The 16,504-nt window shown below is 36.2% G+C and carries 21 protein-coding genes; 1 reads left to right on the forward strand and 20 read right to left on the reverse strand.

Annotation, left to right across the window (positions count from 1 at the left end; all coding sequences use genetic code 11):
* Nucleotides 1-46: 46 nt before the first annotated feature.
* The 16 genes from JOE44_RS18865 to JOE44_RS18940 all read right to left on the reverse strand — a co-directional run bounded on the left by JOE44_RS18865 (nt 47) and on the right by JOE44_RS18940 (nt 12,583).
* The gene (locus tag JOE44_RS18865) at nt 47-1,219 is read right to left on the reverse strand and encodes a DUF2062 domain-containing protein (RefSeq protein WP_209786774.1); all 1,173 of its coding nucleotides are present in this window, start codon (nt 1,217-1,219) and stop codon (nt 47-49) included.
* A gap of 4 nt (nt 1,220-1,223) precedes the next feature.
* On the reverse strand, nt 1,224-1,700 hold the full coding sequence (locus JOE44_RS18870; protein WP_209786775.1) for a hypothetical protein: 477 nt from the start codon (nt 1,698-1,700) through the stop codon (nt 1,224-1,226).
* Entirely contained in the window at nt 1,697-2,077 is a 381-nt protein-coding gene (locus JOE44_RS18875; protein WP_209786776.1) for a 3-hydroxyacyl-ACP dehydratase, read from the reverse strand. Before JOE44_RS18875 ends, JOE44_RS18870 begins: the two co-directional genes overlap by 4 nt.
* Nucleotides 2,078-2,160: 83 nt before the next feature.
* Nucleotides 2,161-2,793, reverse strand: coding sequence for a hypothetical protein (locus tag JOE44_RS18880; protein ID WP_209786777.1), 633 nt, complete (start codon nt 2,791-2,793; stop codon nt 2,161-2,163).
* Complete coding sequence (locus tag JOE44_RS18885) at nt 2,759-3,385, reverse strand: outer membrane lipoprotein carrier protein LolA (RefSeq protein WP_105684185.1); 627 nt, start codon at nt 3,383-3,385, stop codon at nt 2,759-2,761. The genes JOE44_RS18880 and JOE44_RS18885 overlap by 35 nt, the downstream gene beginning before the upstream one ends.
* Entirely contained in the window at nt 3,378-4,133 is a 756-nt protein-coding gene (locus tag JOE44_RS18890) for a polysaccharide deacetylase family protein (protein WP_209786778.1), read from the reverse strand. Before JOE44_RS18890 ends, JOE44_RS18885 begins: the two co-directional genes overlap by 8 nt.
* Before the next feature lie 168 nt (nt 4,134-4,301).
* Nucleotides 4,302-5,363, reverse strand: a complete 1,062-nt coding sequence (locus JOE44_RS18895) for a beta-ketoacyl synthase N-terminal-like domain-containing protein (protein ID WP_209786779.1) — start codon at nt 5,361-5,363, stop codon at nt 4,302-4,304.
* Complete coding sequence (locus JOE44_RS18900) at nt 5,360-6,559, reverse strand: beta-ketoacyl-[acyl-carrier-protein] synthase family protein (protein ID WP_209786780.1); 1,200 nt, start codon at nt 6,557-6,559, stop codon at nt 5,360-5,362. Before JOE44_RS18900 ends, JOE44_RS18895 begins: the two co-directional genes overlap by 4 nt.
* A gap of 84 nt (nt 6,560-6,643) precedes the next feature.
* Nucleotides 6,644-6,901 (reverse strand): phosphopantetheine-binding protein, encoded by a 258-nt coding sequence (locus JOE44_RS18905; protein ID WP_034692439.1) that lies wholly within the window; start codon nt 6,899-6,901, stop codon nt 6,644-6,646.
* A 99-nt stretch (nt 6,902-7,000) separates the two neighbouring features.
* Nucleotides 7,001-7,540, reverse strand: a complete 540-nt coding sequence (locus tag JOE44_RS18910; RefSeq protein WP_209786781.1) for a 3-oxoacyl-ACP synthase — start codon at nt 7,538-7,540, stop codon at nt 7,001-7,003.
* Between the two features lie 10 nt (nt 7,541-7,550).
* Nucleotides 7,551-8,693 (reverse strand): beta-ketoacyl synthase N-terminal-like domain-containing protein, encoded by a 1,143-nt coding sequence (locus tag JOE44_RS18915; protein ID WP_209786782.1) that lies wholly within the window; start codon nt 8,691-8,693, stop codon nt 7,551-7,553.
* Nucleotides 8,690-9,118, reverse strand: coding sequence for an acyl-CoA thioesterase (locus tag JOE44_RS18920; protein WP_209786783.1), 429 nt, complete (start codon nt 9,116-9,118; stop codon nt 8,690-8,692). The genes JOE44_RS18915 and JOE44_RS18920 overlap by 4 nt, the downstream gene beginning before the upstream one ends.
* Nucleotides 9,108-10,376: an ABC transporter permease gene (locus tag JOE44_RS18925; RefSeq protein ID WP_209786784.1), complete on the reverse strand. Its 1,269-nt coding sequence runs from the start codon at nt 10,374-10,376 to the stop codon at nt 9,108-9,110. Before JOE44_RS18925 ends, JOE44_RS18920 begins: the two co-directional genes overlap by 11 nt.
* Nucleotides 10,363-11,121 (reverse strand): ABC transporter ATP-binding protein, encoded by a 759-nt coding sequence (locus JOE44_RS18930; protein ID WP_105684192.1) that lies wholly within the window; start codon nt 11,119-11,121, stop codon nt 10,363-10,365. Before JOE44_RS18930 ends, JOE44_RS18925 begins: the two co-directional genes overlap by 14 nt.
* Nucleotide 11,122: 1 nt before the next feature.
* The gene (locus JOE44_RS18935) at nt 11,123-12,118 is read right to left on the reverse strand and encodes a BtrH N-terminal domain-containing protein (protein ID WP_209786785.1); all 996 of its coding nucleotides are present in this window, start codon (nt 12,116-12,118) and stop codon (nt 11,123-11,125) included.
* Nucleotides 12,119-12,178: 60 nt separating this feature from the next.
* On the reverse strand, nt 12,179-12,583 hold the full coding sequence (locus JOE44_RS18940; protein ID WP_209786786.1) for a hypothetical protein: 405 nt from the start codon (nt 12,581-12,583) through the stop codon (nt 12,179-12,181).
* Between the two features lie 310 nt (nt 12,584-12,893).
* Here JOE44_RS18940 and JOE44_RS18945 point away from each other — a divergent pair, with 310 nt between their 5' ends.
* Nucleotides 12,894-13,073 (forward strand): hypothetical protein, encoded by a 180-nt coding sequence (locus JOE44_RS18945; protein WP_105684194.1) that lies wholly within the window; start codon nt 12,894-12,896, stop codon nt 13,071-13,073.
* A gap of 482 nt (nt 13,074-13,555) precedes the next feature.
* Here the strand turns inward: JOE44_RS18945 and JOE44_RS18950 are convergent, their stop codons facing one another.
* Genes JOE44_RS18950 through JOE44_RS18965 form a run of 4 tightly spaced genes read right to left on the reverse strand, consistent with a single transcriptional unit; the run spans nt 13,556 to nt 16,493 of the window.
* Nucleotides 13,556-13,999: an ABC transporter permease gene (locus JOE44_RS18950; protein ID WP_209786787.1), complete on the reverse strand. Its 444-nt coding sequence runs from the start codon at nt 13,997-13,999 to the stop codon at nt 13,556-13,558.
* Nucleotides 14,000-14,006: 7 nt separating this feature from the next.
* Nucleotides 14,007-14,438: a hypothetical protein gene (locus JOE44_RS18955; RefSeq protein ID WP_105684196.1), complete on the reverse strand. Its 432-nt coding sequence runs from the start codon at nt 14,436-14,438 to the stop codon at nt 14,007-14,009.
* On the reverse strand, nt 14,438-15,577 hold the full coding sequence (locus JOE44_RS18960; protein WP_209786788.1) for a beta-ketoacyl-ACP synthase III: 1,140 nt from the start codon (nt 15,575-15,577) through the stop codon (nt 14,438-14,440). The genes JOE44_RS18955 and JOE44_RS18960 overlap by 1 nt, the downstream gene beginning before the upstream one ends.
* Nucleotide 15,578: 1 nt before the next feature.
* On the reverse strand, nt 15,579-16,493 hold the full coding sequence (locus JOE44_RS18965; RefSeq protein ID WP_209786789.1) for a dialkylrecorsinol condensing enzyme DarA: 915 nt from the start codon (nt 16,491-16,493) through the stop codon (nt 15,579-15,581).
* Between the last annotated feature and the right edge of the window lie 11 nt (nt 16,494-16,504).

The following is a 16,504-nucleotide window of genomic DNA, read 5'->3' on the forward strand; positions in this document are numbered from 1 at the left end:
AATAATAACTAATTGTGATGAGCCTGGAACATTGTTCCGGGCTTTTTTAGTTGTTTTCCGGGCTTACTTTATTCAGGAACAGAAAAGAGGCTATCCCTGTAAGGGCAGAAAGGGTAGTACTTAAGATGAAACTGCCGATAACGTATTGCAGAAGATTGTTTTTGATCAGTTCAAAGTTTAAATCCTGGCTTAAAATATCACTGTCACCACTTACAAATGGTGCTCCTAAAAACAGAGAAGCGGCAATGATAAAAGGAATAAAAGGGGGAAGACTTACATTGGAAGCTACAAATGCAAGTACTTTATTGAGTTTAAAGAGTACAGATAGACTGATGACCAGAAGCGTCTGAAATCCCCAAAAAGGAGAAAGTCCTATAAAAACTCCCAGCGCTATAGAAAATGCTTTTGTACGGTTGCTCCCGTCACTTTCTAAGACATCTTCCTGTATGAATCTTTTAAAGCTTTTTTTTTTGAAATTATTCACGAAATTTCTCGGAATAATATAAAGCAGGGTAATCGTCACCAAAATCGTATTCAGAATACTGATTCTCGTAAAATCCTTGAAAGGCCTGAAATGGGAAACCCGTTCTGCCGGATCATATAAAACCCTGATCGGTACATTTTTTACCGGAACATGTCTCCAGGCAGTTCTTACAATGATTTCGATTTCAAATTCAAACTTGGGTGTAAAATATTTCTTTGGAATTCTATGCAAAGGATAAAGTCTGTATCCGGATTGGGTATCTTCCAGCTTTATACCGGTTTCAAACCAGAACCAGAAGTTGGAAAAACGGTTTCCGAAACTGCTTTTCTTGGGAATACCATCCTGAGACATATTTCTGTTTCCAATCAGAAGAACTTCTTCCTTTTCCTGAAGAAGCGCCTCTACGAATACTGGAATATCATCCGGATAATGCTGTCCGTCCGAATCAATGGTGATGGCATAATCATACCCTGATTTTTTTGCCGCTCTAAAACCTGTTTTAAGGGCATTTCCTTTTCCTTTATTTTGCGGTAAAGAGATTACCGTAATCTGAGGATATTGGGCAAGGATATGAGGGGTAGAATCTGTAGAACCGTCATTGACCACAATAATACTTCCGGTGTAGTTGAGAACACCGTCAATAACCCTGTTCAGAGTCTTTTCATTATTGTAGGTAGGTATTAAAATGCATATCTTCTTTTCAGAAATTGCATTTTGAACTTCAGCAAGGGACATTTTTTTATTTTAAAGTGGCTCTTTCCGCCTCTGTAATGGTTTTAGATTGCATTGCAAACCTTTTTATATAGCCTTTTAATGCTGTATTCTGTTTGCTGTAATTATTCAGCAGGAAAGCTTTATCATCCTTTAGGCTTCCACGGTAGCCTACAATTTTCGGAATATTTTCCTGAACGCTTAATCTGATCAGACGTAATTCTGCATTATTAGGATTACTTTTGATAACGCTTTCAAGACTTGTTGCTCCTGTTTTTACCAGTGATTTTCTGTTACTTTTAGCAATTTTTGCCTCCATAATCTTCGCTGCTGCCTTATAGCCTACAGTGACTGCATCTGAACCGGATTGTTTATCCGCAGTTTCAATGAAGTTTTGGGTATTGCCATTAGATTCATTGGCTTTAGCATAGCTGTTTCTCAATGTTTCAAGATCCGACTGAAAGAAAAGAACAAATGCCACTAAGAATGATAAGATTAGTTTCATGATGGTATTTTTTTATAGCTTACAGACAATTTCAATGCAATAGTCTCGCCAAAAGAAGTTGCGTTTTTTACTTTAACGTCTTCTCCATTTTCAGCAATATCAAGTTGAAGAACCAAATCAGGTGTTTCAAATGGATTGATAATTGCCATAAATTTTACATTCGAAGCTGTTTTAAGGAATAATTTTGAACCTGTAAATTCTTCTGTCAGCTCTTTAATGATCTGCATCATACAAACACCGGGTGTTACCGGATTCCCAGGAAAATGTCCTTTAAAAATCTCGTGGTCTTTATTAAGGTTGATATGAGCAGTAAACTTTCCGTCTTCTGTTTTATCGTATGATGTTAATGTGTAAAAGTCTGTAAGAATGGTTTGCATGATCTTATTTTTTAAGATTAAATGTACAATACAGTCCGGTCTGAAAAAGAGCTCAAATATTGTACAATTTTTCCTGTTGGAACTTATTCTGTTTCGGTTATTTGAACTAGTTTTATATTGATCTTAAAGTCTTTGTGCTGTAGATTTAAGCTATCCGCGAAGATATGCTTTTTTGCATCAAAAGTAAAATCGATTTTTTCCTTGTTATTTTTCGTGTAAATGATCTGTTTCAATAAATTGTTTTTACTGAAGAATAAGTAATAGCTTTTATTCTCAATTTTTGAAAGATAGATTTTCGCATTTTCATTCTCAAAACTTTCGCTTACCGGATATTGTTTTTTAAGAAGCTGCTGAAAGTCGTTTTTCAGGAAATTAATGACAATTTTTTTATCCAGGTCAGAAAGTACATAATTCAACTTGAAATTATTCTCAGAAACCTCAAAATCAATCAGTTTGTTTCCGAAATCTGATGTTAAAGCAACACGATGGGTCGTTTCATTCAGTTTTTTGATGATCAGAATCCCGCTTACATGGTTTTTATAAATATCCATCTGGCATTTGTATACATAATCTTCGCCTGAAGAAAAGTATAAATTCTCAACCATCTTTTCAGAAGAGGAAACAGGTTTTGCTTCTGTTAACTTGTAGGTTTTACAGGAAACTGCCAGAATGAGAATTAGGCTATAGAGTAAACTCTGACGCAGGAATTGAAGCATTGACCTTGGTATTTTTGAAAACAATATTCGTAGTATCTCCGGAAGCTTCAGTCATATTTACCTGAGAAACCGTCGACTGGTTCTTAGGGAAATACAGCTCAATCTGTTTGATGTATTTCAACAGTTGGGATGTTTTGGGAATAAACTTGGCCACATTATAATTTCCGTTCTTGAAGTACGTTACCGTAAATTCAGGATCATTGAACATGGTTCCGTTTGAACTTCCTACAATCAGTTTATTGATTTTTTCAAATGTTTTACTCTTGGCATCTACAGAAGATTTTTTCCCCTGATCATTGATGTAGATCTTATTGCTTTTAAAAACAATACTGTACTGATAAGGTTTAGTATACTTCCAGCTCAGCATATTGGGAGTCTGTAATGACATTTTTCCATAGGTAACAATGCTTTTATCCAGAAAATCCATTTTTTTGGTCTGGGTAAAATCACTTTGTAATGTTTTGATCTCTTTGGTCTCTGAAGAAACCTTCGATACAAATGCTTTGGCTTCAGCTCCTGACATTGCCGTGTTTTGTGCAAAAAAGAAACCTGAAACCAGTAAGAATGCTCCGAAAGCAATATTTTTAATCATTTCTATTTGAATTTATAACTGTATCAACTGTAAAGGTTGAATATTTTTTGTCCTTCAAAAATACTAATAAATCTATCAGAACACGATAAGTGTTTTCCGAAGTATCATGAAGCAGGATAATGCTCCCTTTTTTCAAGTCTTTGGTAACTCTGGTATAGATTTTCTTTTCATCATCAATGATGGTATCTAAGGAGCGGACATTCCATCCGATACTTTTTTTATGTGTTCTTTTAATCGCTTTCGCAATATTGGGATTCGTCACTCCGAAAGGTGGTCTGTAGAGATGGGTGCTGATATTTCCAACATTCTTGATGATTGCATCACATTTTTCAATTTCCTCAATCATTTTTGAAGTCGATAAAAATCCTGTAGAATTGGAATGTGTTAAGGTATGATTTCCGATAGTATGGCCTTCAGCAATAATTCTCTGAAACGTTTCCGGATATTTTTCGATCTGTTTCCCGATACAGAAAAAGGTGGCTTTTACCTGATGTTCCTTAAGTAAGTCTAAAAATTTCGGGGTAAACTCGGTAGGCCCATCATCAAAAGTAAGGGCTACTTCTTTAATTCTTGTGCGTTTATGGGTAAGGCTGTTGACAAAATATCCCAGTTCAATATCAAAAGAACCCCAAACTACAATTGCAGAAAAAGCAAAAAAACAAAACAGATACACCCAAAAGCTTCCGTGAAACGCGTAAATAAAAACGTTACAGAAAAGATAGAAGAGGATGAATGGATAGTGTTTCATTGCTGACTGTTTTTTATTGTTGATTAATTGGAAACCTCTGTTGTACTTTGTCACTTCGTAGGAGTCTAAACTAATCTAGATTCCACGCTCCACTTCAGAACCTTGTTCGCAGACCTTTGGTCTGTGCTCTGAATGACAAATAGACCGCATAATTTTCAATTTCAACAATTATGCCTTTTCCAGTAATACCAAACTGTGATCATCACCTCCCAGATGATTGTAAATAAGTATATTCTTCACACTTTCTTTTTTCTCAGTGTTGATCATCATAATTTCCGGGATCTGCTGTTCCTTAAGGATATGACAGGCTATGAACGTTGAAAAACCACTGGCTGTATTGAATTCACCACTCAGATGTTTATAATACAGCTGTGCTGAATCCGGAAAAAGATCCATTGCTTTAGTATAATACATATCTGACTTTGCATCTCCACTGAACCCTAAAATAACCGCATCAATATCATTGTGGGAAAGATTGTTTTGAGCTAAGAAATTTTGGATGAAATCTTTTACTTCATTCAACTCCACCTTATTGCTGATTTGGATATTCTTAAGCCTGGCGTAAGAGTTTTCAGTCTTATTTTTTCCTACAACAAAGAAGCTGGCACCTTCACCCCAGATTACTCCGCTGGTAGTGGAATTTAAGTAGTCAACGGGAAGATCTGTTTCTTTTTTGATGGTATTATTCAAACAGTACAATTCCATTGTCCTGTCGGTCTGTTCATCTGTAGAACCTACCAGAACATTTTCCGCTTCTCCGTCATTGATCTGAAGTTGAGCATCCAATAATGAAAACTCCAGTGAGGAAGAAGTATTTACATAGGTAAAGTTATAAGCATGACATTGCAATCCCAGAGCAATCTGTCCTGCTACCGTATTGTGAGTAGACTGAATAAAAAAAGTAGGCGTAAGAAACTCTTCATGATTATCAATCACATTTTTCAGGAACTTTTCAGAATCCTGTGAGCAGCCCATTCCGGTTCCTACGATGATGGCATCCGGTTGTTCAATACCGGCTTCCTTCAATGCATAATTTGATGCTACGGAACTCATTTTTACTGTTTTGGACATTCTTCTGATCATCGCAGGCGGAATGAACTCTTTATAATTGGGTTCTATCGCTTTTATGATGTTTGAAGAATTCCTGGGAGTAAGGTTCTGTAGAATATTTTCGTTTAAAGTGTCCTGAACTGAGATACAGGATGCACTGTTGATGTATACTGCACTCATGATTTTGAGAAAATTAAAGTTGAACAGTTTCCTCCAAATCCAAATGAATTGGAAAGCACATGATTGATGCTTTTCTCCTTCAATTCAGTAACAGGAGTGAGATCAAACTCTTCCATTTTTGTTTTGAAATTCAGGTTGGGGAAAATAAGGCTGTTTTGCATTGCTAAGATTGAAAATACAGCTTCAATTCCTGCTGCTGCGGCCAAAGTATGTCCTGTGAATGCTTTTGTAGAACTGAATTCAGGCACCTGGTTTTCACCGAAGATTCTGATCATGGCAATTCCTTCTGATAAATCATTATTAGGAGTTGCTGTTCCGTGAACATTGATGTAATCTATATTTTCTTTATCTAATCCGGAGATTTTCAGGGCTTGCTGCATGGCTAAAAATGCTCCTTGTCCGTTTTCTGAAGAGGCAGTCTGATGGTGCGCATCATTAGCATTTCCATATCCTGAAAGATAAGCCAGGACTTTTTTGTTTTCTTTTTTGACAATCTCTTCAGATTCAAGAACTAAGAAAGCGGCTGCTTCTCCAAGGTTCAATCCTTTTCTGTTGTTGTCAAAAGGAGTATTATAGGAATCCGTAAGAATCATCAGGGTATTGAATCCATTTAAGGTAAACTTTGAAAGGGAATCTGTTCCCCCGACAATGACACGGTCCAAAACTCCGTTTTTGATCAGTTTAGCGCCCATCATAATCGCATTGGCTGCCGATGAGCAGGCTGTACTGATGGTAGAAACCATGCCTTTTAATCCTAAATAATCAGCAATTGCCAATGAAGAATTTCCGGCATCGTGAGCGTCAATATATTTTTGCTTTTCAGGGAAGTCTTCGTAAGAGTAGAAATATTTTTCAGTAATATCCATTCCTCCTACACTGGTAGAAGAGATCAGCCCGGTTTTGTAACCATTGATATCTGAAATACCTGCACTTTCTACAGCTTCTTTTGCAGCAATCATTCCCAATAAAGAAGTTCTGGTTACATTATTGTCTTCATCAAGCTGAAGTTTCTGTACAAGTTCTTTATTGGATAATTTTATCTCACCTGTTTTAATAATTCCGGCATGGCGTGTTTCAAACATTTCGATATCTGAAATTCCGTGTTTTCCGGTTTCTAATGAAATAAAATTTTCCTCCACATTGTTTCCGATGGAGGAAATGATGCCCATTCCCGTTATGGCAATTTTTTGACTCATGGTATTCAATACTGTAACAATGTATCAATCTAACAATTTACCAATAATTGCTACATTGTTACACTGTTAGATTGTTGTAGTAATTTATTTTGTTCTGTTATCCTCGATGAATTTAGCCATCGTATCGATAGATTGGAAAATCTCTTTTCCTTTTTTAGGATCGGCTAATTTGATTCCATAGTCTTTATCAAGAAGAACAATAAGTTCCAAAGCATCAATAGAATCTAATCCTAATCCTCCTCCGAATAATGGATCAGTATCTTTGATTTCTTCTACAGATACATCTTCAAGGTTAAGGACTTCAATAATTTTGTGTTTCAATTCTGTTTTTAAGTTTTCCATAAATATTATTTTAATGTAACAATATATCAATGTACCAGTTTACCAATAGTTGTTATTACCTTTAGCATTGGTACATTATCAGATTGGTACATTGTTAAATTATAATGTGAGCAAATATACAAAAGCTTTATAATTTTCCTGATACAATTCTACCCAGCCGCATAATACCTTGTCGGCCTTACCAGACTGCAGAATCTGTTCAGCATAATTGTTTAAAAAATTTTCATCAAATTCATCCAAAACAAAAAAAGCATTTTCTGTCTGCATTTTATGTTTAATGCTGATTTCGCCTACACAAATATTGGGTAATGTGTACACAAAAACTGCCGGACTCGGATAGAAGTTATCCTGATTATTGATGCTTTCCTGATATTTGAAATCCGTATCAAGGCTGGATGATCTGTTGGCAAAAACGATTGCTGTTCTGCTGTGATCTTCGTCTTTCAAAATCGTTTCTGCGGAAAGAAAAGCCAGTTTACTCAGATGATCCATTTTATGAAACTTAGGATAACTGAGATCTAAACTTTTATAAGCTTCCTTGGCAAATTCCTGAAAAGTTTCGCTTTGACTTTCAAAAACAAGATTTCCGTCAACGGTTATTTTTGAATATTCTATGGTACAGGTATTTATTTTCTTCATCAAATTCAATTTAACATTTTTCCAGCACAACAGCTGCATTACAGCCGCCAAAACCTGAAGCCGTCTTCAGAATATATTTAATTTCTGCAGATTGGTTTTCTCTGATGATATTCAAAGGTTGGGTTACTCCTGTTTCTTCAAAGTTCTTTGATGGAAGTAAAGTACTATGAAGAGCACTTTCCATAGAAATAATGCTTTCAAGAAGACCTGATGCACCCAGACAATGTCCGTAATATCCTTTCATACTGTTGAGAGGAATATTTTGAAGTTCCATTCTGTTGAAAGCAATGGCTTCCATTTCGTCGTTATATAAAGTTGCTGTTCCGTGGGCAGAAATAAAATCAATCTGTTCTGAGGAAACATTGGCTTCAGCCATGGCATTTCTGATACTGGCATATAAACCGTCACCTGTTCTTGAAGGTCCGGAAATATGATTGGCATCATTTATGGCAGAATCTCCCAGAACGTTAAACCTGAATTTTTCGTTTTGTGAGGGATTGCTCGTTATATAAACTGTAGCTGCAGCTTCACCAATATTGATTCCATCTCTGTTTTTGTCATAAGGTTTGCAAGGTCCCGATCCTATGGCCTGAAATGAATTGAATCCTGAAATAACAAATTCAGAAAGCTCATCACCGGCAATGACAAAGGCGTCTTTATATTTTCCTGCCTGGATCATATTCTTAGCCACCGCAATTGCCATGACTCCTGAAACGCAGGCATTGGAAACTACGATGGGTTTTGTTTTGAATCCGAAAAAGTCTGCAATTTTTCCTGCTAATTTCGACAGATAAACACCTTCCGGTAATTCAGACTGATTTTTTAGCAGACTGATATTTCCTTTTGTTGTTGAAAGGATAAAAGCCGTATCTTCTGATATTGTATGTTGTTCAACAAGAGGTTTTATACTTAAAAGAAGCATTTTCTCCAGTCTTGTGAAATTAGGAATGTCTTTCTGGGTAAAGAATCTGTTGAATTCTTCATTCAGTTTTTCAGAATCAATCATGGAAGCATACAAAGCATCCTGATTGTCTATGATTTTATGTAAATCAACTCCTGATCGGCCTTCCAAAAGTGCCTTCCAGTTGGTGTCCACATTGAAACCTAAAGGAGTTACACAACTGTAGTCTGTGATATAAATTTCCTTTCTCATGATAATCCCATTTTATCTTTCCAGTTTTGAAAAAACTCCGGATTGTACAGACATAAGCTACCGTTACTGTCCAGAAATACCTGGATGGTTTCCCCACTGCATACCAATTGGTCCTCCTGATTGAAGAGCTCATATCGGTAGATTAGTTTAGCAGAAACAGAATTGATAAAAGTAGTTACAATCCTGAATGTTTCACCATATTTTAAAGGAAGAAAATGTTCACAGGTACTTTTTACGATGGGGGTTACAAATCCTGCATTTTGAATATCAAGATAGGTAAGGCCGTGCAGACGACCGAAAGCTTCTCTTCCGTCTTCAAAATACACGATATAATGTCCATGCCAGACAATTCCCAATGGATCTGTCTCATTGAATCGTACTCTGACTACTTCAGTACAGGTTAATATATTTTCTTTAGACTGCATTTTGTTTTTTTTCGTAAAAAATAGAAATAGCTACGGTAGCAATATAGAATAAGAAAAGAAAAACCAGTTCTTTAGCAATTCCTCCAATTCCACTGTTTCTTAAAATAATATCGTAATAGGCATTCAGTCCCCAGTTCATAGGAGAGAATTTTGCGACAGTCTGCATGAATTCCGGCATTAAAAATACAGGAACCCAAATTCCTCCGATAGCTGCCAGAACCACTACAGATGTTGCCCCAAACGGAGCCGACTGTTCCTGAGTATCGGCAATTGTTCCCAATAAAACACCGAACCCGATAGCAGCTAATCCTGCAAACAATGTTACAATAACAAGCTGGAACATTTTTCCGGATACATCAAATGCCGGAAGATCCATATAAGGGAAAAGATAAATTCCTACGGCCACCATCAGTAAAAACTGTATGATGCAGATAATAAGATAAGTAAATGTTTTTCCTAAAATATGAACAAAATAGGGGGTAGGGCTTATTCTCGCTCTTACACTTGTTCCCTGACTTTTTTCCTTCACCAGGTTGATAGATAAAGGAACTACAATAAAGAATATTGCAAAAAGAGTCCACGCAGGAACGTTGTGCTGAACAGAATTTGGCATAACATCCATTTCTCCTTTCTTGGGAGTGATCTCTTTAAAGCTGATCAGGTTTTTATTTTCGTCAAGATTTTCTGTAGTTCCCAGCTGATCCTGAAATGCTTTGTAGATCTTTTTATTTTCAATTTCAAAAACCATTTTATTCACAGAATTCATCACAGAGTTCTTGAATCCGGCATTGGTAGCAGGGTCAAAGTATAAATGAATTTCTTTCGCCTTTGGAGCTGCTGTTTTTACTTTTGCAGAGTCTCCTTCCAGTCCGAATGAACTTACAATGGTCTGAACTTTTGAATCAATATTAGAATTTAAATCTTTCGTTAAGTTTTCAGGAATGACAATCGCCATCTGGTAATCTCCGGAAAAAACAGCATCCTGAGCAGATTTTTCATTGAAATTGGTCAGCAACTGGAATGTTTTGCTGTTTTCAAGCTCTGCTTTTATATTTTTTGAGACTTCAGATTTATCCTGATCAATAAAAATGATAGGAATCTTTGATCCTTCAAGGTTTTTAAAGGTAGAATCCTGAATAAGGGTAATGGTGACAATCAAAAGCAATGGCATCACAAAGATGATGACAATCCCTCCGATATCTCTTTTCAGCAGAAGAATTTCCTTAATAAAGCTTCTCCACAGTTTATACAACAACATCTCTTAGTTCTTTTCCGGTTAATGAAATGAAAACATCTTCAAGGTTTTCGGCACTTGCTACTCTGTTCACCAATTCTTCAGGTGTTCCTACTGCATGGATTTTTCCGTGGTCGATAATGGCAATTTTAGTACAGAATTCTTCAGCTTCTGACAGGTGATGGGAAGTATAAATAATACAGGTACCTTGTTTATTTAAATCCAGGAGATAATCAATAATGGCTTTTTTAGATTGAACATCTACGCCAACGGTGGGTTCATCCAGAAATAAAACTTTAGGATTGTGGAGTGTTCCTGCGATGAGGTTACAGCGGCGCTTCATTCCTCCAGAAAACTGACCTACCTGTTTGTTGGCAAATTTTGAAAGACCCATGATTTCCAAAGATTCATCAATTACTTTTTTTAGCTGGCTGTGCTTCAATCCGTACAGACTTCCAAAAAACATTAGATTTTCTTTTGCGGTAAGTGTGGGATATAAAGCATATTCCTGAGGTACAATTCCGATGATCTGTCTGATTTTAAAACCTTCTTTCTGTGGAGATAAACCATTGATGGTAAAAGTTCCTGAGGTAGGTTTTATCAACCCTGAAAGCATGGAAATCAATGTTGTTTTTCCAGCACCATTAGGTCCGAGAATTCCATAAATTTCATCTTTATTGATATTCAGGGAAATATCATTTACAGAAAACTCATCAGAATTTTTGTATTTCTTATATAAGTTTTTGATCTCAATCATATTTTCTGCCATATCAGATCGCTTTTCTCAGTTTTTTATAGAAAGCTTCTTCCAGATCTGCAATGTGCAGCATCGTTTTTGAAAGTTCGTTATAGATATTGCTTTTTGAGTTTCTGTTTTTATATACTCTGGCAATATCCACGGCAAAATCTCTCCAAAGATCACCAATAGAAGTGATTTCTTTTGATAATTCCTTCAGTTCATCATTTTTGAGAATGATAGCTGCTTCCTGAAGAAATGCGCCATAGATAAATCTGAAGCCTCCGCCTCCGGTTCCAATTTCTTCCTGCATTCTGATCAATTGTCCCAAATAGTGATTGGTGACTTTTGTTCCTTTCTTTTCTGCCCATTTCGGGATGCTTTTGGCGACCCATCTCATGGCTTTTACGCCGATAAGCGGTACAGGAGCCAGCATATTTTTACAGGTATCTTTGATCCCTTTTTTGATAGCTTCCTCAAGGTTTACATTTTCCGGAACATAAACAGGGTAGTACATATGTCCTTTCGGAGGAAGTGCTCCTTTGGCATATCTTACCTTTTCCAGTTCTGCTTCGGAAAGGGATGTTGTATAGTCCATTACCGGATCACTGATCAGGAATTTTCCATCTTCTTTTCCATACACCACAAGGTTGTGGGCATTGAAGTGGAATTTATATTCTTCAGGGAAATAAGTAAGGTTGAAAACTCCTACCTGAAGTCCGGTAGGGATATTTTGTTCCAGATTTCTTTCAAGAGCTTTTTGAGCATCTTTAGGATTTGAGAATTTTTCTCTTTTGATTTTAATTCCTAATCTTTTGGCTGCTTTACTGAAAATAGCACCCGGCATCGGACGATAGCTGAAGCCCGGAGCAAAATTCACCTTTAAAAAAGGAAGGTAGACAAAAAACAGTCCGGAACCGATCCCGAAGATCATGGGTTCGCTTAGTTTAAGTCCTTTATTAAGCAGTAGATTAGAAGCAACACCGTTTTCGCAATGCGCAGTCTGATGGTGTTCAAAGTTTAATTTCATTTGCTGATTGTATCTTTTCATTGGAAAATGAAGCAGGCATTATCTATAGCCTTATTTCAATTATTTACCGTTGAAGTTTTTTAATTCATCCACCGAAATTCCGAAAGCATCGGCATATTTTTTCAGTGCAGTTTCGCTTAGTGTTTTAAATATCCTGGGTTTAAAATGTCTTTTTACCCTCCATTGCCACATTCCTACATAAGATGCAAGGACTCCAAGATCCATTTTGTTCAGTTCCATAAAATAAACGATGGGACTTACCTTATTATGGGCAACATTTTGCTTTGCTTCCTCAATTCTTTCATAAATGAGTTCCATCGATTCATCCAGAGCAGCTTTCTTGGCATCCCAGCCTGTACTGTTTGCTGTCGTGTAATTGTCGTTCTCATCCGTCACATACAACACTTCCGTCATGTTAGCGGATTTCAGGTTACTTTCGTCTTGAGGCAGGTCTTGTTTTTTCATCTAAATACTATAATTTTTTTAGATTGCAGATGAAAAATTTTCACCTGTTTTTTGATTCTTATAATCGGTGGCTAAAATAGTGAAAATACATTATATGTAAATCATATTACCTCTGAGGGAGTTATTGCTTTGAAACAGAGGCTTTATGAAAATATTTTGCAGATTCTAAAAAACAGAAACCCATTATGTTTAATTACGAATATGTATAAAATTTTGTTAATTATTGAAAATATATGGGTGGTTTGATTGTTTTATCTATATTTGTTTGTCTTAAACAACAAAAACTAATAATTTAAAACAAATTTAAACCATGAGAAACTTAAAGTTACTTACAAAAAGCCAATTAAAAAAAGTACAAGGAGGTATAACTGTTTATATTTCATGTGCTAACGGAACGAATGGTCAAATCCGCAACGTAGATATCAATACTGATATTGCTGGTCCTGCTGAGCAGATCTGCGGAGGGAATGACTATGAAGTAGTTATCTAATAAAAATTCACAAAACTTTCATAAAAAGTCACGCTGTTTAGATTCTAAACAGCGTGACTTTTTTATAGGGTTGAATGGGCAAGATTTCATTTTATTTTGTTTGGATATGATTTTGCCTAATAAGAAGTGTTTCATGGATTTATAAAATGTTTCACGTGAAATAATTCATCTTATGATGATGTTTTGTTGTTTGTATTGTATTGATTATCAGTTGTTTTTTGTGAGGCTCTATTGTAGTTAAAACAGATGAAAAATGAATGTTTTTTATGGCAAGACTGCTGTAGTCAATTCAATAGGAGTGGGCTTTAGCCCACTTGCAAAAAATGGAAAAAATCAACTGTCTTTAGCCAAAACTTATATCTTAAACACAAATGGCACTAATGAATTGCACAAATGTTCATAAGCAAAGAATTAATTATGCAATTTAAAATAAAAAGCTGTACAAAAACGTACAGCTTTTTTATATCTATGTCGAATTGATTTTATGATTTTACCTCCTGAATAAACAGGTTGATTTCTGCTCTGATCAATAGTTCATCATTATTAAATGTTTCACAGAAGATATGGCAGATGTTCTCAAACTGTGAAATGAGTGAAGCTTTGGAAATGATTTTGTCATTCACTTTTGGCAGGGCAAAAATTTCAATCTTCTTGATATTGGTAATAAACCCGATTACTTTTGTATCTGCTTCAGGATTTTCAAAGAAGCTTTGTCCCAGGATAGAAGAACAGGTTTGTGCCAGATTTTCAATTAAGCCGGCTTCTGCAAATTCATTGTTGTGAACAAAAACATTGTCTTCTTTTATTTCAAAGGAAGTCACTACTTTTTCTTTGGTCAGCTCCAGGATGAAATCTGCCATCAGCATCGGTTCGCGATGCGGTAAAAAGTTGTGTATATTGATGATATTCTCTTCCTTTATTTCCATTTCCAGTTTATTTTACAGCGGTTTTCATTTGAGATTTTGCAATCACTTCACCGTTCAGTTTGGTAACGATATCCACCAGGGTTACTCCCATAACTTCATTGAGGATGGTTACCTCAGACTTCAGTTGATCTCCTATTTTAGGCAATACTTCAGCTTCAAAAGATTTGATCGCGCCGATATATCCTGTAGGCGCGTCTTTCCCCAGCAGGTAATACTTGTATCCTGTATGCAGTGCAACACTTTGTGCCTGGTGCTCAATCAGTCCGGAAGCCTGAAATAATCCGTCCTGGATGAAGAGGTTATCTTCTTGTATTTCAAAACCTGACAAAAGATGGCTTTCAGAATACTCTGACAGCTCATGCACCATCACAAAAGGAAACCTTTGCGGAATAAGACTTTCTACAAAATCTTTATCGGATGTAGGCAGTTTATTTTCCATTAGCAAACGGTTAATAACGCACACGAATAAGCAAATCTTCCACTTTCGGGAACGCAAAGAAGTACTTTTTCTCCTTTTTTCAATGTTCCTGAGTTCATTAATTCTTCAAGGGCAATAAATATAGATCCTGCTCCGATGTTTCCTACTTCAGAAAGGTTATAGAACCATTTTTCTGCAGGGAAATCCATTCCTTTTTTCGCAAACTCTTCTTTCAGTCCGTCTTTAAAATATCCTGAAGAAATGTGAGCCAATACGTGGTCAATTTTTTCCGGATCTAAATTATGTTTGTCAAAAGAAGATCTTAAACTTTCGGCTCCTTTTACAAGGATATATTTATCAAGGATTTTAGTATCCTGTTTGATGGCAAAAATAGATTGCTTCAACCATTCATCAGAAGGGTAGTCTGCCCATGATTTCAGGCTTCCGTCTTCCAGTTTGTCACATCCGGCATACATACATGCTTCAATTTCGTGAGCATAAGAATAAAAGTCAATAAATTCTACCTTTAAAGAAATACCGTTTTCTCTGGGTTTGTTTTCCAAAAGGAAAGCTCCTGCTCCGTCAGAAAGCATCCATCTCAGAAACTCTCTTTTGAAAGCAACGATAGGTCTTTCTTCCAGTAACTTTAAGTTTTCAGCTTCGTGGTTGAATTTATCAGCGGTCATCCACGCAGACATTCTTTCGGAACCTGCACATACAGCATTGTCCTGTACTCCGGCTTTTACAGAAAGGAATCCGTAGTTCAGAGCATTCATTCCTGAGTTGCAAAGACCTGTTGAAGTATTAATTTCAATAGATTTTCCGATGTTCAGTTCACCATGTACCATAGAAGCGTGAGAAGGCTGGATCTGGTCTGGTGAAGTAGTTCCTACGGATAATAATTTCATATCTTCCTTTTTGAAGTTTTCATCAAAAAGGCCTTCGATTGCTTTTGCAGTAAGCTGCGCATTAGAGTGGGTAGGATTTCCTTCTGTGTCTAAAGCGTAGTATCGTGTCGTAATTTTATTATTTCTTAGGATAAGTGATTTTGCTTTGGATGGCGCATCATTGATAAGCCCAAGATAAGTCTCCATTTCATCATTCGCTACCGGCTCATTGGGTAAGTATTTTGATGCTTTTGTTATAAATACGTCGTACATTCTATTTTAAATTAATTCCTTGTAAATATCTTTTTTGTTTTTGTCTTTTAAACCAAAATATAGGGGTTGTAAGCAGGTGTAAAACCAAAACGACAGGTGAGATAATCCATATCGCTGCCATCAAATATACCTTAAAGAATTTTATCAGCAATGGACGTTTCTCTTTTTTCTTGATGATCAGATTAGACCATACTGTAAAAATTTTGTTTCCTACCTTCTCTACACGTACCAGAAACGCACGAATTTCAATGGCTCCATTCTTAACAAGATCCGGCTGTAAACTATTAAGGTCATTATTATTAAAATGTCTTTCAATAATCTCGCCATACTTTACGGAACCTGCAATTTCTTCATCGGAAACTCCTGCCGCTGGAAGCATTCCTGATTTTTCTTTCTGACCTGTTGTGAGCCATCGAAGGATGGTCAATACACTCGTGTAGTTGTCATGTCTGTCTACCAGTGCAATATTCCCCACAAGTTTAGCCTGTAAATCTCTTAAGTATACCTTTAATTTCTCCTGGGAGAGCATCCACATATTTCTGGTTCCGGAGATAGTGACTACAGGAGTATCTTTAAGAATACGTTCTGCGTAACCACTCTTTAAAAATGAAATAATAGGAATAGATGGTGTGAGATACCATACCTGATACCCAAAAAGAATAAGGTCGTACTTTTTGTTCAGAATTTCTTCTGAAGGAGGAAGGATTTCTTTAGGAATCTGTAAATAAGATTCAGGAAAGGTGTTGAAAAATACATCGCCTGGCCAGGGAAAAGGAAAGTCTTCTTTTAGCTGAATGTTGTAATACATAATGTCATAAGCATCCTTTTTTGCTTCAAAAGGCTGGGCTATGTTTCTCACGATATCTTCGAGTTGTCCGGTTTGTGAATAATATATGACAAGTATATTTTTCTTCATTAGTTTTCTTT

Origin of the sequence: Chryseobacterium sp. PvR013 (assembly GCF_017833095.1) — a bacterium.
Taxonomy (GTDB): Bacteria; Bacteroidota; Bacteroidia; order Flavobacteriales; family Weeksellaceae; genus Chryseobacterium; species Chryseobacterium culicis_A.

What these genes read in the sequence shown, in the direction of transcription:
- JOE44_RS18910 (WP_209786781.1), bottom strand. Translation starts at nt 7,540, where the DNA reads ATGAAGAAAATAAATACCTGTACCATAGAATATTCAAAAATAACCGTT.
- JOE44_RS18930 (WP_105684192.1), bottom strand. Translation starts at nt 11,121, where the DNA reads ATGGCAGAAAATATGATTGAGATCAAAAACTTATATAAGAAATACAAA.
- JOE44_RS18925 (WP_209786784.1), bottom strand. Translation starts at nt 10,376, where the DNA reads ATGTTGTTGTATAAACTGTGGAGAAGCTTTATTAAGGAAATTCTTCTG.
- JOE44_RS18890 (WP_209786778.1), bottom strand. Translation starts at nt 4,133, where the DNA reads ATGAAACACTATCCATTCATCCTCTTCTATCTTTTCTGTAACGTTTTT.
- JOE44_RS18950 (WP_209786787.1), bottom strand. Translation starts at nt 13,999, where the DNA reads ATGGAAATAAAGGAAGAGAATATCATCAATATACACAACTTTTTACCG.
- JOE44_RS18915 (WP_209786782.1), bottom strand. Translation starts at nt 8,693, where the DNA reads ATGAGAAAGGAAATTTATATCACAGACTACAGTTGTGTAACTCCTTTA.
- JOE44_RS18900 (WP_209786780.1), bottom strand. Translation starts at nt 6,559, where the DNA reads ATGAGTCAAAAAATTGCCATAACGGGAATGGGCATCATTTCCTCCATC.
- JOE44_RS18965 (WP_209786789.1), bottom strand. Translation starts at nt 16,493, where the DNA reads ATGAAGAAAAATATACTTGTCATATATTATTCACAAACCGGACAACTC.
- JOE44_RS18880 (WP_209786777.1), bottom strand. Translation starts at nt 2,793, where the DNA reads ATGCTTCAATTCCTGCGTCAGAGTTTACTCTATAGCCTAATTCTCATT.
- JOE44_RS18945 (WP_105684194.1), top strand. Translation starts at nt 12,894, where the DNA reads ATGAGAAACTTAAAGTTACTTACAAAAAGCCAATTAAAAAAAGTACAA.
- JOE44_RS18905 (WP_034692439.1), bottom strand. Translation starts at nt 6,901, where the DNA reads ATGGAAAACTTAAAAACAGAATTGAAACACAAAATTATTGAAGTCCTT.
- JOE44_RS18870 (WP_209786775.1), bottom strand. Translation starts at nt 1,700, where the DNA reads ATGAAACTAATCTTATCATTCTTAGTGGCATTTGTTCTTTTCTTTCAG.
- JOE44_RS18895 (WP_209786779.1), bottom strand. Translation starts at nt 5,363, where the DNA reads ATGAGTGCAGTATACATCAACAGTGCATCCTGTATCTCAGTTCAGGAC.
- JOE44_RS18920 (WP_209786783.1), bottom strand. Translation starts at nt 9,118, where the DNA reads ATGCAGTCTAAAGAAAATATATTAACCTGTACTGAAGTAGTCAGAGTA.
- JOE44_RS18940 (WP_209786786.1), bottom strand. Translation starts at nt 12,583, where the DNA reads ATGAAAAAACAAGACCTGCCTCAAGACGAAAGTAACCTGAAATCCGCT.
- JOE44_RS18935 (WP_209786785.1), bottom strand. Translation starts at nt 12,118, where the DNA reads ATGAAATTAAACTTTGAACACCATCAGACTGCGCATTGCGAAAACGGT.
- JOE44_RS18875 (WP_209786776.1), bottom strand. Translation starts at nt 2,077, where the DNA reads ATGCAAACCATTCTTACAGACTTTTACACATTAACATCATACGATAAA.
- JOE44_RS18885 (WP_105684185.1), bottom strand. Translation starts at nt 3,385, where the DNA reads ATGATTAAAAATATTGCTTTCGGAGCATTCTTACTGGTTTCAGGTTTC.
- JOE44_RS18955 (WP_105684196.1), bottom strand. Translation starts at nt 14,438, where the DNA reads ATGGAAAATAAACTGCCTACATCCGATAAAGATTTTGTAGAAAGTCTT.
- JOE44_RS18865 (WP_209786774.1), bottom strand. Translation starts at nt 1,219, where the DNA reads ATGTCCCTTGCTGAAGTTCAAAATGCAATTTCTGAAAAGAAGATATGC.
- JOE44_RS18960 (WP_209786788.1), bottom strand. Translation starts at nt 15,577, where the DNA reads ATGTACGACGTATTTATAACAAAAGCATCAAAATACTTACCCAATGAG.